Annotated in this window: 16 protein-coding genes; 7 read left to right on the forward strand and 9 right to left on the reverse strand. The window is 74.0% G+C overall.

The annotated features are described in order from the left end of the window. Positions 1–123: 123 nt before the first annotated feature. Positions 124–645 (reverse strand): GNAT family N-acetyltransferase, encoded by a 522-nt coding sequence (locus OG556_RS32735; protein ID WP_371515367.1) that lies wholly within the window; start codon positions 643–645, stop codon positions 124–126. 208 nt (positions 646–853) lie between these two features. On the opposite strand from OG556_RS32735, the gene OG556_RS32740 reads away from it, so the two are divergent. Further along, a complete protein-coding gene (locus OG556_RS32740; protein WP_371515366.1) occupies positions 854–1,411 on the forward strand; it encodes a hypothetical protein in 558 nt (185 codons plus the stop codon). Positions 1,412–1,448: 37 nt separating this feature from the next. Here OG556_RS32740 and OG556_RS32745 read toward each other — a convergent pair whose 3' ends face one another. Together OG556_RS32745 and OG556_RS32750 are read right to left on the reverse strand one after the other, a co-directional pair. Continuing rightward, positions 1,449–1,907 (reverse strand): hypothetical protein, encoded by a 459-nt coding sequence (locus tag OG556_RS32745; protein WP_371515365.1) that lies wholly within the window; start codon positions 1,905–1,907, stop codon positions 1,449–1,451. 125 nt (positions 1,908–2,032) lie between these two features. Then, positions 2,033–2,575 carry a DUF1707 domain-containing protein gene (locus OG556_RS32750; protein WP_371515364.1) on the reverse strand — a complete coding sequence of 181 codons (543 nt, stop codon included), beginning with the start codon at positions 2,573–2,575 and terminating at the stop codon, positions 2,033–2,035. A gap of 139 nt (positions 2,576–2,714) precedes the next feature. On the opposite strand from OG556_RS32750, the gene OG556_RS32755 reads away from it, so the two are divergent. Together OG556_RS32755 and OG556_RS32760 are read left to right on the forward strand one after the other, a co-directional pair. Continuing rightward, positions 2,715–3,026, forward strand: a complete 312-nt coding sequence (locus OG556_RS32755; protein ID WP_063352995.1) for a helix-turn-helix transcriptional regulator — start codon at positions 2,715–2,717, stop codon at positions 3,024–3,026. 170 nt (positions 3,027–3,196) lie between these two features. Next, positions 3,197–4,462 (forward strand): MFS transporter, encoded by a 1,266-nt coding sequence (locus OG556_RS32760; protein WP_371515363.1) that lies wholly within the window; start codon positions 3,197–3,199, stop codon positions 4,460–4,462. Positions 4,463–4,473: 11 nt separating this feature from the next. Here OG556_RS32760 and OG556_RS32765 read toward each other — a convergent pair whose 3' ends face one another. Genes OG556_RS32765 through OG556_RS32775 form a run of 3 tightly spaced genes read right to left on the reverse strand, consistent with a single transcriptional unit; the run spans position 4,474 to position 6,078 of the window. After that, entirely contained in the window at positions 4,474–5,322 is an 849-nt protein-coding gene (locus OG556_RS32765; RefSeq protein ID WP_371515362.1) for a helix-turn-helix domain-containing protein, read from the reverse strand. Between the two features lie 14 nt (positions 5,323–5,336). Continuing rightward, entirely contained in the window at positions 5,337–5,852 is a 516-nt protein-coding gene (locus tag OG556_RS32770) for a DUF6879 family protein (protein WP_371515361.1), read from the reverse strand. Then, positions 5,824–6,078: a hypothetical protein gene (locus OG556_RS32775; protein WP_371515360.1), complete on the reverse strand. Its 255-nt coding sequence runs from the start codon at positions 6,076–6,078 to the stop codon at positions 5,824–5,826. Before OG556_RS32775 ends, OG556_RS32770 begins: the two co-directional genes overlap by 29 nt. A 228-nt stretch (positions 6,079–6,306) precedes the next feature. On the opposite strand from OG556_RS32775, the gene OG556_RS32780 reads away from it, so the two are divergent. Next, positions 6,307–6,468: a hypothetical protein gene (locus tag OG556_RS32780; RefSeq protein ID WP_350886069.1), complete on the forward strand. Its 162-nt coding sequence runs from the start codon at positions 6,307–6,309 to the stop codon at positions 6,466–6,468. Continuing rightward, entirely contained in the window at positions 6,469–7,662 is a 1,194-nt protein-coding gene (locus tag OG556_RS32785; protein WP_371515359.1) for a methyltransferase domain-containing protein, read from the forward strand. A gap of 189 nt (positions 7,663–7,851) precedes the next feature. Here the strand turns inward: OG556_RS32785 and OG556_RS32790 are convergent, their stop codons facing one another. Continuing rightward, complete coding sequence (locus OG556_RS32790) at positions 7,852–8,871, reverse strand: phosphotransferase family protein (RefSeq protein WP_371515358.1); 1,020 nt, start codon at positions 8,869–8,871, stop codon at positions 7,852–7,854. A 267-nt stretch (positions 8,872–9,138) separates the two neighbouring features. Here OG556_RS32790 and OG556_RS32795 point away from each other — a divergent pair, with 267 nt between their 5' ends. Further along, positions 9,139–10,134, forward strand: coding sequence for a zinc-dependent alcohol dehydrogenase family protein (locus OG556_RS32795; RefSeq protein WP_371515357.1), 996 nt, complete (start codon positions 9,139–9,141; stop codon positions 10,132–10,134). Between the two features lie 111 nt (positions 10,135–10,245). On the opposite strand, the gene OG556_RS32800 is transcribed toward OG556_RS32795, so the two are convergent. Further along, positions 10,246–10,593, reverse strand: a complete 348-nt coding sequence (locus tag OG556_RS32800; protein WP_350886075.1) for a helix-turn-helix transcriptional regulator — start codon at positions 10,591–10,593, stop codon at positions 10,246–10,248. A 270-nt stretch (positions 10,594–10,863) separates the two neighbouring features. Continuing rightward, positions 10,864–11,736, reverse strand: coding sequence for a BTAD domain-containing putative transcriptional regulator (locus tag OG556_RS32805; RefSeq protein ID WP_371515356.1), 873 nt, complete (start codon positions 11,734–11,736; stop codon positions 10,864–10,866). Between the two features lie 598 nt (positions 11,737–12,334). Between OG556_RS32805 and OG556_RS32810 the strand changes: the two genes are divergently transcribed. Continuing rightward, positions 12,335–13,546 carry an aminotransferase class I/II-fold pyridoxal phosphate-dependent enzyme gene (locus OG556_RS32810; RefSeq protein WP_063352988.1) on the forward strand — a complete coding sequence of 404 codons (1,212 nt, stop codon included), beginning with the start codon at positions 12,335–12,337 and terminating at the stop codon, positions 13,544–13,546. Positions 13,547–13,604 lie beyond the last annotated feature (58 nt).

Below are 13,604 nucleotides of genomic sequence, written 5' to 3' on the forward strand. Positions count from 1 at the left end.
GACGGTTGGGTGTGATCAGGCCCGGCGTCCGGGCGGGCCCGGCCCCGCCCGGTCGCGTACCCGAGGAAGGCACCGACCCGGTGTCCGGTCGGCGGCGCCGCCCGCATCATGCGCGTCCTGGGATCAGCTGTCGCGCACCGGCGCATCTTCGACCTCGGTGCGGTAGACGCGCAGGCCCCGGCGCCGGTAGTTGACGAGCGCGCTCGGGTGGTCCTCGGAGTCGGTGTGCAGCCACACCCTGCGGACGGCCTGCGCCTGCGGGAGTTCGGTCCCCCAGGCCTGCTCCAGCGCCAGCGTGAGGGCGTGCCCGCCGAGCCCGCGGCCGACGTACTCGGGCAGCAGCCCGAAGGTGCGGACCTCGACGTCCCCGCCGGGCTGGGGCTCCAGTGCGACGACCCCGGCCGTCTCGCCCGCCAGCTCGATCAGCCAGTACTGGCAGCGCGGGTGCGCTGCCGCCAGCTCCTCCCACTGCTGCTCGGAGCGCGTCGAACTGCGCCACCCGTACGCCGCACCGACCCGGGCCATCACCGAGCGCACCAGCGCCGACAGCCCCTCCTGCCGCCGAAGCCCCACCTGCGGCACGACCCGCCCGGGCCGCAGCTCCCCGCGGCTGGTCATCTCCAGATACGTCACAGTCCGTCCCATCCCGGCACGCTACCGTGCGCCTCCGACACCGGCCGCGCCGGCCGGACGGCACCACACGGCCCCAGGCTGCGGGGCTTCGTGCCCAGACCGTCAACTCGACCGCGCGAAAGGCAGGGTGGGCGCACCGGCGGCCGTCGGAGGCCGGGGGCGCCGATCCGGGGCGGCCCCGGGCGGGTGCCTCGGGGGCGGGGGTGGCATCGTGGGCGGTGTGATCGACGGAGACTCGGGGACGGCGGCGGGGGCGCTCGCGCGCCAGGGGCGCTCGGTGCTGGGCGAGGTGGCGTGCCGCTACCGGGTGGGGGAGGTCGACGCGGCGCAGCTGCCGATGATCGCGGCCGAGGCGCTCGCGGCCGGGCTGGACGGGCCGACGCTGTGCGAGCTGGCCGGCCGGCCGCGCAACGCGGACGGCCAGGAGCTCCGCGACGAGTTCGAGCGGGCGCCGGCCGAGTGCGGGATCGCGCTGCCGGACCTCGCCCTGGCCGGCCGGCACGCCCTGCGGCGGACGGCGGCGCGGTTCCTGGCCGGGGAGGTCCCGCTCGCCGACCTGGGCTTGGCCGACCTGGGCTTGGCCGACCTGGGCTTGGACGACCTGGGGGAGACCGGGGCCCAGACGGCGCAGGAGCGTGCGTTCGTGCGGCTGATCCCGCAGTGCACCTGCTGCCTCGCGTACACGCTGGGGCTCGACCAGCAGGCGGAGTGGGAGGCCGAACTGCGGGCGGCCGCGCTCGCCCTGGTCTCGTCCACGCCGGCCGAACCCGGCTGCTGACCCCGCGCGCGGCGGCGCCCGCGACCCCGCGGCCCGGCTAGCGCCCGTCCCGCGCTGCCGCGGGGCCGAGAGCGGGATCGATCCCGGCCAGGCTGTCGCGCAGCCGGCCCGCCCCCAGGGCGACGCGGCCGTCGGCGGCCCGCGACAGCTCCTCGCACAGCCGTAGCGCGTCGTCCCGGTCGTCGGCGAAGACGCCGAACACGTCGACGACCGCGGTGTGGATCCAGTCGCCGTGGTTGTCGTCGGCCACTGCCGGCGCGGACGCGACGACCGTCAGCCCGGCCGGGTCGTTCCGCCGCAGCAGGGCCTGCGTGGTCGCCCGGGTGACGAAGGTGTCGTCCGCGTCGAGCACGAGCGCCAGCAGCGGCCCGCAGGCCTCCGGCAGCTCGGCGAACCCTGCCAGGGCGCGACCGGCATCCGCCCGGTCGCGGTAGTCGCGGCCGCGTCCGAGCTCGGCGAGCGCCGCGACGGCCGCCTGCCGCGCGTTTCCGTCCACCTGCCCGCCTCCTTCCGTGAGGTCCGGCGAAAGCGCCGCCGGGGTGGCCGTCACCGAACGTTATGAACCGTCAATCATGCGTTGAACGAAGGAGGTTGCGGCGGCGCTGGCCCGGGGGAGGGGCCTCAGCGCCGCGCGTGGCGGATCTTCAGCCGTCCGAACCCGGTGGTCCCGGAGATCCGGATCGTGGGGCCGCCGGGGGTGGGGTGCCGCGGGGGCTTGTAGCGGGCCTCCTTCCAGCCGGCGTGCATGCCCTCGATGTCGACGACCGCGTCGTGGGGCACCGTGATCCTGGCGCCGCCGGTGCCGAGCTGCAGTTCGATGTCGACGACCGGGTGCTCGAAGACCGCCCGGGACAGGTCCAGGCGCACCCTGCCGAGCGCGGAGGCGACCTTGAGGGTCCGGGGCACCCGCCAGGCGCCGCTGCGCCGGATGCGTCCCGTGGCGGCGCCGATCGTCACCTCGGCGCCCGCGCCCGGCTCGGGGAGCGAGGCCAGGGACCGTGCGAGTGCGCCCTGCGTCCTGGCGGTGAGCGCCTGGTGGAGGCGTTCGTCCATCTCCTCGTGGGAGATGCGCCCTTGGCTGTACGCCTCCTGCAGGCGCTGCACGGCCGTGTCGCGGTCGTCGTCGCCGGCCAGGGGCGAGAGGTCTTCCGGCAGCGAGGTCACCGCCACACCCTAGCGCCGCGAACCCGCCAAGGCCCCGGGCGGGAGGGGCCCGCCCCGCCCGGCCCGGGTTGACACGCTTCTTCACATCTAGAATATTGGATACGTCATCTGGTCGAGGCTCGGGCGAAGGGAGCGTGCGGTGGATCCGCTGGCCGTCCACAAGGCGCTCGCCAACCCGGCGCGGGCGGACTTCCTGCGCTGGCTCAAGACGCCCGAGCGCTACTTCGACGAGGACTACTACCGCGAACGCGGCGTGGGCTTCCACATCGGCGTGTGCGTGACGGACATCCGGGAGAAGTCCGGCCTCGCCCAGTCCGTCGTCTCCGGCTACCTGCAGATCCTGCGCGACGCCGGACTGCTGGTGTCCGAACGCGTCGGCAAGTGGACCTTCTACCGCCGCGACGAGGAGACGATCGCCGCGTTCGCCGCCTACGCCCGCGACGAACTCTGACGCTCCGCCCCTCAGGGGCGCACCCCGCCGCCCCCGCCCGGGGCGGCCCGGGCTGCGCCCTTCCTTTTCGCCCCATTCCATCTAACTATCTAGATTTGTAGCCCTGTGCGTGGGGGGGGTGGGTGCCGTGCGCCCGCACACCCCGCGCACCGGGCGGACGGAGGCACCACATGGGAAAGACCGGCCCCGCCGTCCTGACGCTCTCCCTGGGAGTGTTCGGGATCATCACCACCGAGATGGGCGTCGTCGGCGTCCTGCCCCGCATCTCCGAGGACCTCGGCGTCACCCCCTCCGCCGCCGGCTGGCTGGTGGGCGTCTTCGCCCTCGTGGTCGCCGCCACCGGACCGTTCGGCACCCTGCTGGCCTCCGGCCTGCGCCGCAAGGCCGTCCTGGCGAGCGCACTGGCCGTCTTCGCGCTCTCCAACGCCGTGTACGCGCTCACCGACGACTTCGCCGTGATGTTCGCCTTCCGGATCCTGCCCGCGCTCTTCCACCCCGTCTTCTTCGCCGTCGCCCTCACCACCGCCGCCAACCTGGTCCCCGCCCACCGCGCCACCCGGGCGGCCACCACCGTCTTCGCCGGCGTCACCGTCGGCTTCGCCTTCGGCGTGCCGCTCACCTCCTACCTCGCCGAACACGCGGGCCTGGCCGCCGCGTTCTGGTTCGGCGCCGGCGTCAACCTGCTGGCCTGCCTGGGCGTCCTGCTCCTCCTGCCCGCCACCCCCGCCACCCCCGCCGCGCCCGCCGCGCCCACCACCCCCGCAGCATCCGCAGCGCCCGCCGGCCGGCGCCCCTCCTACCGGGGCCAGCTGGCCATCCTGCGCCGGGGCCGCCTGTGGCTGTCGGTCCTCGCCGTCGTGTGCGTGTTCGCCGCGATGTTCTCCGTCTACGGCTACTTCGCCGAATACCTGGAACGCGTCACCGGCCTGAGCGCCTCCCTGGTGGGCGCCGCGCTGATGGCCTTCGGGATCGTCATGGTCCTCGGCAACCTCCTCTTCGGCCGCCTCCTCGAACGCGACCTCCTGCGCACCGTCACCGCCTTCCCCGCCCTCTACGTCCTCCTCTACGCCCTCCTCTACGCGATCGGCCCCTGGCCCGCGCCGATGACCGCCGGCGTCCTGCTCTGGGGCGCGGTGCACTCCGGCGGACTCGTCGTCAGCCAGAGCTGGCTGGCCCGCGACGCCCAGGACGCACCCGAGTTCGGCAACAGCCTGTTCATCTCCTTCTCCAACCTGGGCATCACCGTCGGCAGTGCGGTGGGCGGCCTCGTCGTCTCCACCGCCGGCGCCCGCCACCTGCCCTGGGCCGGAGCGGGCTTCGCCCTCGCCGCCCTGACCGCCGTCCTCCTGCGCCGCCGCCTGGGCCCCGCCACCCCGGCCGCCGCCGTCGCCGTCCCGGCGCCGCAGGCGCAGGACGCGCCGCCCGCCGCCGTCTGACGCCTCCCGTATCAGTCCAGGCAGGCCAAGGCGCCCGCCACGAGCGAGCGCGCTGCCGCGCCCCGCACCGCCCCCTGCGAGAGGCGGTCGAAGGCCCGGGCGTACAGACAGACCTGGCCGGGCTGGGTGAGAGTGGAGGCGGCGTCCAGCGTGTCCGCGTGGACTCTGGCGTCGTCGAAGATCGTGAAGGTCGGCATGGGCCACACATCCCGTTGCGCCGCGAACGGGACGATGCCCAGGGCGACGTTCGGAAGATCCATGGCTGCGAGCAGGTGGCCGAGCTGCGCGGCCATGGCCTCGGCGCTGCACACGCGGTACCGCAGCACGGACTCCTCCAGGACGAAGGAGAACCGGCGTGCGCCGTTGTTCAGTACCGCGTTGCGCTTCATGCGGGCCGCCACGGCATCACTCACGTCGTTCGGGATTCCCCGGAAGTCCGCGATGGACGCCAGCAGGGCGGCGGCGTATCCAGGTGTTTGGAGGAACCCGGGGATCACGTCGGAGACGTAGGTCCGGAAGACCTTGGTCTGCCGGTACAGGTCCCCGGTGGACTCCTGCAGGCGGCGGAGCCCGCTTCGCTGGAGCCGCCTCCACTGCACGTGGGCGTCGGTGGACTGTCGGTTGGCGGCGATCAGGTCGGGGATCTGATCGTCGGCGTCACAGGCCCGGCACCACGCCCTGATGTCCGCATCGGAGGGAGGCGTCCTGGCGTTCTCGATCCGGGACGACTTCGATTCCGACCAGCCGCACCTGATGGCCAGCTCCCGCCCGCTGATCTCTGCCTCCTTGCGGATCTCGCGCAGCCGGCCGGCCAGGGCTTCGCGGGCCTGCTGGACGCTCGCAGAGGGGTGCGCGGGCACGGAGCCGGCCTTCGTCAGATTCCGTACAGGTGGTGCGGGACCGCTCGCTCCCAGACCGCTTCGAACGCGGTGGCGCACAGCTCGACGGTCTGCGGGTCCTCGGTGATCTCGTCCTCGACCACCGCGCCGTCGCCGGAGAAGTGGTGCACCCGGAGCAGCGCGCCGTCGAACAGCCAGAAGTCGTTGCCCGGCAGGGGGATGTCCGTGGCCCGTCGCCGGGGCAGCCAGCGGACCTCCTCACCCGCCGTGACGTTGGCGTGGGTGACGTAGTGCTCCCACCGGATGTACGCGGACACGGGCTCGGAGACGACCCGGGCCCGGCGTACGACCACACCCCGGGCCACCGTGTCCGTGATCAGCTGGTCGTAGGGATGCCACCAGGACGCGCGGTCCTGCCAGTCGATCCGCTCGCCGCGCCGCCACGCCTCGAACCGCTCGGTCGGGGCATAGGAGTCCCGCAGTTCCAGATGGACGGCGGAGCGCCGGCACCGCCCGAGCAGCTCAGCGAAGTCGGGCACGCTCGACGGCATCACAGGCCTCCCTGATCATGGGCACCATCCGGGCCGGAATCCTGACGATGGTCTCACTGTCGGGTACCGGACCGTTCGCGGGGCTGCTCGCCTCGCACTGCGCCTGAGTCTCGGGGCTCGCCTTCCACCCCTGCAACAGGATCTCCTGAGTCTGCGGGTCCACCCACACGGTGGGGCAGTGGTCCCGGTCGGTGTCGGGGTCGATGCCAACGAACTCCACGGCCATGGCCGGCTCCCTGGTCCAGGTGCTTTCTCGGGCTTGCACAAGCTTTGCCGAGCAGCGGACACGACGTCAATGCGGCTACCTGGAAGGGTGATTGACGTGCAAGCCCGTGCAAGTTCGTAGAGCTCGGCGCCTTCCCGTCCGTAGCGTGGCCTGTGCCGGTCACAGCAGACGGCGCAGGAAGCATCCGGGTCGAGCACGGAGCCCGGGACGACGTGAAGGAGTCCGGCCATGGGTTGGGGAACCGGCAAGGGCGGGAGCAGCGGCGGCGGATCGGGCCGCAACGACGGTGGACAGGGCAAGCACGCGGGGAACAAGGACCCGGGCAAGTCGGCCCCGAGCCCCGACACGCAGGGCAGCAAGGGCGACAACAAGCACGGCAAGGGGAAGTAATTGCCTGAGCACGGGAGTCAGCCGGAGCAGGTCGCCGTTCGCGGCCTGCTCTCGGCCGTCGGCAAGGAGCTCGGCCGCGACGTGGCCCCGGAATGGGCGGCAGCCGCCGAAGCGGCGCCCCGGTCCTGGTTCCTCGCCGACCGGGTGTGGCTGGACGACGGGCACGGCGGCTACACGCCGTGCGACCGCGAATCCGATCCGGATGGCTGGAACAAGGCCGCCTACGCCGACGTGCCGGTCGTCACGCAGGTCAACGACGGGAAGGACCCGGACGCAGACCCATGGCCGTCGTCCTCGGCATCGGCACCGTCCATCGTGTTCCGCATGCTCGAAATGCTCGATCTGCGGGAGGGCATGACCGTGCTGGAGATCGGCACCGGCACGGGGCTGACGGCCGCCTACCTGAGCCACCGGCTCGGCTCGTCGAACGTCGTCTCCATCGAGGTGGACGCGCAGGTCGCGACGCGAGCCCGGACCAGTCTGGCGAACGCCGGTTTCAGCCCCGAAGTGGTCTGCGGCGACGGCACCCGAGGGTGGGGCCTGCGGGCCCCGTACGACCGTGTCTCGGTGACCTGCGCCCTGCAAGGCGTCCCCGAGGCGCTGGTCCGCCAGACCAGGCCCGGCGGGCTGATCCTCACGCCGTGGGACAACCCGTGGGTCTGCTGGGGCCTGCTGAGGCTGTCGGTCGCCGAGGACGGCAGCGCCGAGGGCCGTTTCAGCCCCTACAGCGCGTTCATGCTCGCGCGGAACCAGCGAACGGACCTGCGGATCTATCGGGACGTGGTCCGAGACGAGCACGTGCCGGACGAGTCGCACACCGAGCTGCCCGCGCACGGGATCGCGGAAGACCGGTGGGACCTCGCGTTCACCATCGGCGTGCACCTCGGCAACGTCTGGACGGCGTGGGACGACGACCCCGACGTGGACGGCGTCGCCCGCCGGCTCTGGCTCGCCACCACCGACGCCACCTCGTGGGCGGCCGTCGACCGGGCGGACGACGGGTCGAGCGGCTACACCGTGTGGCAGTACGGCAAGCGGCGGCTGTGGAACGAGGTGGCACAGGCGCACGCCTGGTGGATTGACCACGGCGAACCCGGGCCAGAGCGGTTCGGGCTGACCGTGACGCCCCAGGGCGAGCACCGGTACTGGCTCGACAGCCCGGGCAACGCCGTCCGTTCCGAGGGCGATCGCTAAGGCCCTGTCGGCGCACCCCGGCGACACCGAGGCCGCCCTCGCCGCCTACGGGCGGGCCATGTTCCCCCGCAACGGCGACGACACGCCCCAGGCCCTGATCGCCGCCTTCCTCGACGGCGGGCCGGCCACCTGAACCGCCCGCCGGGGAGCCGGGGAGCCGGGGAGCGAACGGCGAACGGCGGGCGGGGCTCAGGCGTGCCGGTCGAGCAGTGCCTCCAGGTAGTCCTCCAGGCGCCGGCCCAGCAGGGTCGGCGTCAGGTCGTCGCGCCCCAGCTCCCGCCACGGCACGGCGACCTTCTCCGCGTCCGGCGCGAACGCCAGCGCGTCCAGCAGCCGCCAGTACAGGTGCGCGCCCCGGTCCTCCTCCAGCGTGCCGCCGGCCGCCAGGTAGCGGGCGGCGAAGTCCAGGCCGGTGTCCACGCCGTGCAGCAGGGCCAGGGCGGTGGAGCAGTGGGCCACGTCCAGGTCGGCCGGGCCCCAGGAGGTCTCCACCCAGTCCACGACCCCGCTGACGGCCAGCCCGGCGCCCTGCCCGGTGAACAGCACGTTGCCGGGGTGGAAGTCGCGGTGCAGGAAGCACGGCCGGTACGCGGGCGCCTCGCGGCGGATCACGTCCACCGCCCGCCGCCACACCCCGGGACGCGCCGTGGCCCCGGGCACCCGCACCCGCTCCGGGGACGTCCACGCCTCGAAGGCGCGGGGGCGATCGCCCGGCGCCACCACGAGGGCGTGCACGGCGGCCAGCTGACCGGCCAGCAGCTCCGCGCGGCGCTCCACGTCGCCGTCCTGCGCCACCCGCACGCCGCCCGGCAGCAGCGACATCACCAGCGACGGGTGGTCGCAGAACTCGCCCGCCGCGTCCAGGGCGTGCAGCCGCGCCGCCGGCACGCCGCCGGCCGCGAGCAGCCGCAGCACGCCGGCCTCACGGGTCAGCAGGGCGGGCGCGTGGCGCAGGTAGAACGGCTTGACGAACGAACGCAGCACCAGCCTGTACCCGCCCGCCTCCGCACCTCCCTCCGGGCCGACGTCCAGGCGCCGCATCCGCGAGGTCCAGCCGCCGCGCAGGCCCGTCACCGACCGCACCCGGTGGCCCGCGGGCAGTCCCTGCTCCACCCACCGCAGCGTGGCGGCCCAGGCCCGGCCCGAGGGCCCGTACGGCCCGTGCGGCGGTTCCTGCGGCGGCTCGTGCGGCGGTGCGAAGGCGTCCATCCGCCGAAGGATACGAACACCGCCCGCCCGCCGCCGCGCCGGGTCCCCGCCCGCCCCCGCAGCCCACGTAGCCCCGCATCTGACGCGAGGTCAACTCACCGGCAACGCCCGCCGACCGCCCACTATTCCGAGACCGGTCGAAGTTTGACAGTTTCCCGCGCACCGGGTTACGTAAGTGGCCGCACCGCACACCGCACCACACGCCGTACCGCACGCCGTACCGCACGCCGCACCGCCACCGGCCCGCCGCAGCAGGGGAGTTACACCATGTCCAGGACCGTCGTCTTCGACCGCACCGGAGGACCGGAGGTCCTGACCGTGCGAGCCGCCCCCGTACCCGTGCCCGGCCCCGGCGAACTGCTCATCCGCGTCACCGCGATCGGCCTCAACCGCGCCGAGGCCCTCTTCCGCGCCGGCACCTACCTCGACGAGCCCAGGTTGCCCGCCACCCCCGGCTACGAGGCCGCCGGCACCGTGGAAGCCCTCGGCGAGGGCGTCACCGGCTTCGCCGCCGGCGACCGGGTCGACACCGTCCCCGCCTTCTCCCAGAACGACTACGGCGTCTACCGCACCCACGCCCTCGTGCCCGCCCGCGCCGTCGTCCACCACCCGGCCGGCCTCACCGACGTCCAGGGCACGGCCGTGTGGATGCCCTACCTGACCGCCTACGGCGCCTTCGCCGAGGACGGCCACCTGCGCCCCGGCGACCACGTCCTGCTCACCGCCGCCGCCTCCGGCACCGGCCTGGCCGCCATCCGCACCGCCCGCCGCCTGGGCGCCGTCCCCATCGCCACCACCCGCACCCGCGCCAAGAAGCAGCAACTCCTGGACGCCGGCGCCGCCGACGTCGTCATCACCGGCGAGGAGGACCTGGTGGCCCGCGTGGACGCCATCACCGCCGGGGCCGGCGTGCGCACCGTCTTCGACCCCGTCGCCGGCCCCGGCGTCCTCACCCTCGCCCGCACCCTCGCCCCCGGCGGCCGCCTGATCGTCTACGGCCGCCTCGACCCCCGCGACACCCCCCTGCCCGGCCAGGACACCTTCGCCCCCGTCACCAGCCGCTTCTACTCGATGCACGAGGTGACCCGCGACGACGAACGGCTGCGCCGCGCACAGGCCTTCGTCACCGCCGGGCTCGCGGACGGCTCCTTCACCCCCGCCGTCGACCGGGTCTTCGAGGGCCTCGACGAGATCGCCGAGGCCCACCGCTACCTGGAGGCCGGCACCCAGGTCGGCAAGATCGTCCTCACCGTCCGGAACTGACCCCGCCAGGACCGACCCCGCCAGGACCGACCCCACCGGAGCCGACCCCACCGGAGCCGGCCCCGCCAGGACCGGCCACGGCCGGCCCGCTCGCCCGGAGCGGGCCGGCCGTCAGGGCGCCGTGCGGGCCTCGGCGTCGGCGGCGGCCACCACCGCCGACAGCAGGCCCGGGAAGCGGCCCTCCAGCTCCTCGGCGCGCAGCGAGTTCATCTTGGTGGTGCCCACGTAGTACTGGTGCAGCAGTCCGGCCTGGCGCAGCACGTTGAAGTGGTGCGTCGAGGTGGAGCGGGAGACCGGAAGGTCAAAGGAGCCGCAGCTGAGCGCGGCGCCCGCGTGGGCCAGCCGGCGCACCACCGATCTGCGGGCAGGGTCCGCGAGTGCCTCCAACACCTGCTGGACGCTGAGGTCCTCCACACCAGGGTGCACGATCACCCGCGCCGCCACGCGTGCCCGTCCCACACCCACCACCCCTTCCCAACGCTCGACCCCCGTCCCGGTTCGGTAAAAGCCGCGCGGCGTGCGCGACTTCGCGCCTCGACGCTACTACGAGCGCGCCGTGCGCCACGCCCACCGCAACACCTCCGCAACACGCGCGCGCCCGCCCCGGCGCGCCCGCGACCCCCGCGCCCCCGCCCGCCCCCGTGCGCGCACGCGGGCGGGCGGCCCCCAACGCCGGGGGGCCGCCCGCCACGACGACAAGCCGTCAGGCCGCGCGCACCGACAGCCCCGTCAGGCCGCGCGCACCGGCGGCCCGGCCGGACGCGCCAGCCGGGCCAGGGCCAGCGGCTCGAAGATCCCCATCAGCACCGGGTCCACCGGCCGCACCGCCGCCGCGGCGGGCGCGACCGGGGCGGGGGAGCGCAGCAGCGCCAGGTAGAGCTCCTGCGTCTCGGCGGCCGGGTCGATGCCCAGCTCCTCCGCCAGCACCTGGCGCAGCTGCTGGTAACAGCGCAGCGCCTCGGCCCGGTTGCCGGCCGCGGCCAGCGCCTCCATCCGGCAGCGGTAGGCGCTCTCACGGAACGGGGCGCGGCGCACCGCCTCGTCGGCCCAGCGCAGCGCGTGGTGCTCCTCGCCCAGCGCCGACGCCGACAGGCTCGCCGTCTCCAGCGCGGACATCCGCAACTCCTCCACGTGCTCGCGCACCCCGCCCGCCCACTCGCCCTCGTGGTCGGGCAGGAACGCGCCGCGCAGATTGGCGATCGCCCCCGCGGCCAACTGCTGCGCCACCGCGTAGGAGCGGGCCGCGTACGCCTCCCCGGCCTCCCCGACCGCGCTGGCGGCGGCCTCCAGGTCCACCGCCGCGTCCGCGGGCAGCCGCAGGACGTAGCGCCCGCCCTGGGCGATCAGCGGGGTGGCGCCCGGGCCCTGGCCGGGGGAGGCGACGAACGCCCGCACCCGCGAGACCACGCTGCGCAGCGCGGAGGCCCACGTGTCGGGCAGCCCGTCGGGCCAGATGGTGTCGGCCAGCTGGTCGCGGCTGGTGCCGGCGGAGCGCTCCAGGACCAGGCGGGCGAACGCCACCTGGGCCTGGGCGCTGGACAGGTGCTGCGGGGCGCCGTGGTCGTGCTCGATCGTCACGAGTCCTGTCAGGCGGATCAGCATGAGAATTCCCCCGATCTGCCGGACGGACTGTCTTCCCGGAAGCCGTTCAACGTGCTCCAACCCCCTTGAGCCAAAGCGGAGCCGACGGCCCGTGACGCCGGGCCGACGGCGTGGGAAACCTGGACCGGAAATGCCGCCGACCAGCCGTTCGGTTTCGGCGGATTTCGACCATACATTCGGCGCATCACACGGTGTCAACACTGGTCGACAAAACATACCCACCAGCCGGTCCATGCGTCGTGGACGCAGGGTTTCTGCACGTCAGAGCGTTACCGCAGGCCGGGAACACGGCTATTGCGGACGCCTTGCGCATCCTGCCGTAGAAATGTAGTCATCCTTGAGCACCCCGCGTGAAGGCTTCGAGAAACACCACCCCACCCCCTGCGCCGGGCACCACCCGTAAAAGCCCCGGGACTATCCCGGGAGGAAACCCCAGCACCACCACCCGCCCCCGCGCCGGGAAATACCGAAAACAATCCTGAACAAGCCGACGACGAACCGCCGAACAGCCGACGGACAACCGGCGGCAAACCGACGGCAAACCGCACGGCAAAACCGCCGCGCGCCCGCCGCGCCCCGCCGAGAAGGAGACCCGCACGTGAACGCCACCGGAGCATGGGACCGCCTGGAGCCGAAGCTCGCCGCCACCCTGGACCGCGTGGCCGCGCTGGAGTCCGACCCCTCACGCCGCAACAGCTTCGTCGCCTACACCATGGAACGCGACAGCGCCTACTGCGACCTGGACGGCGAGCGCCTGCTCATGATGTCCGGCTACAGCTACCTGGGCCTGGCCGGAGACGAACGCGTCGTGGCCGCCGCCAAGGCCGCCGTCGACGTCTACGGCACCGGCAACCACGGCGTGCGCGCCCTGGCCGGCACCATCCCGCTGCACGAGGAACTGGAAGCCGAGGTCGCCCGCTTCGCCCGCCGCGAACGCGCCCAGGTCTTCGGCTCCGGCTACGCCGCCAACGTCGGCACCGTCGGCGCCCTGGTCGGCCAGGGCGACACCGTCCTGATCGACAAGTACGACCACGCCAGCATCGTCGACGGCTGCCGCCTCTCCGGCGCCACCGTCACCCGCTTCCGCCACAACGACGTCGACCACCTGGAACGCCGCCTCAAGGCCGCCTCCCCGACCGGCGTGCGCCTGGTCATCGTCGACAGCGTCTACTCCATGGACGGCGACATCGCCCCGCTGCCCGAACTGCGCGCGGTCTGCGACGCCCACGACGCCCTCCTGATGGTCGACGAGGCCCACGCCCTGGGCGTCATCGGAGAGACCGGCGGCGGCATCGAGGAGCACTTCGGCTACCGCCACCGCGTCGACATCAAACTCGGCACCCTCTCCAAGGCCATCCCCTCCATGGGCGGCTGGGTCGCCGGCAGCCACGAACTGATCGGCCACCTGCGCTACGCCGCCCGCCCGTTCCTGTTCTCCGCCGCCCTCGGCCCCGCCCAGACCGGCGCCGCCCTGGAGTCCCTGCGGATCCTGCGCCGCGAACCCGAGCGCGTCACCCACATCCAGGTCCAGGCCGAGCGCCTGCGCCGGCGCCTCAACGACGCCGGCATCTCCACCATGGACTCCGCCACCGCCGTCCTGCCCGTCATCGCCGGCTCCGACGACGCCGCCTACGACTACGCCACCGCCTGCCGCAAGGCCGGCGTCATCGGCCTGCCCGTCGTCACCCCCGCCGTGCCCAACGACCTGGCCCGGCTGCGGATCGCCGTCACCGCCCGCCACACCGCCGCCGACATCGACTTCGCCGCCGACGCCTTCCTGACCGCCGCCGCCCAGACCGGCCTCATCTGACCCAGCCGGCCCCCGCCCCCGCGCCGGCCACACCCCGGCCAGGCCCCGGCACCCGCCG

This window comes from Kitasatospora sp. NBC_01300 (assembly GCF_041435235.1).
GTDB lineage: Bacteria > Actinomycetota > Actinomycetes > Streptomycetales > Streptomycetaceae > Kitasatospora.

Excerpts from the sequence above, each read along its gene's own strand:
- OG556_RS32735 (WP_371515367.1), bottom strand. The coding sequence starts at position 645 with ATGGGACGGACTGTGACGTATCTGGAGATGACCAGCCGCGGGGAGCTG.
- OG556_RS32760 (WP_371515363.1), top strand. The coding sequence starts at position 3,197 with ATGGGAAAGACCGGCCCCGCCGTCCTGACGCTCTCCCTGGGAGTGTTC.
- OG556_RS32770 (WP_371515361.1), bottom strand. The coding sequence starts at position 5,852 with ATGCCGTCGAGCGTGCCCGACTTCGCTGAGCTGCTCGGGCGGTGCCGG.
- OG556_RS32775 (WP_371515360.1), bottom strand. The coding sequence starts at position 6,078 with ATGGCCGTGGAGTTCGTTGGCATCGACCCCGACACCGACCGGGACCAC.
- OG556_RS32780 (WP_350886069.1), top strand. The coding sequence starts at position 6,307 with ATGGGTTGGGGAACCGGCAAGGGCGGGAGCAGCGGCGGCGGATCGGGC.
- OG556_RS32790 (WP_371515358.1), bottom strand. The coding sequence starts at position 8,871 with ATGGACGCCTTCGCACCGCCGCACGAGCCGCCGCAGGAACCGCCGCAC.
- OG556_RS32795 (WP_371515357.1), top strand. The coding sequence starts at position 9,139 with ATGTCCAGGACCGTCGTCTTCGACCGCACCGGAGGACCGGAGGTCCTG.
- OG556_RS32805 (WP_371515356.1), bottom strand. The coding sequence starts at position 11,736 with ATGCTGATCCGCCTGACAGGACTCGTGACGATCGAGCACGACCACGGC.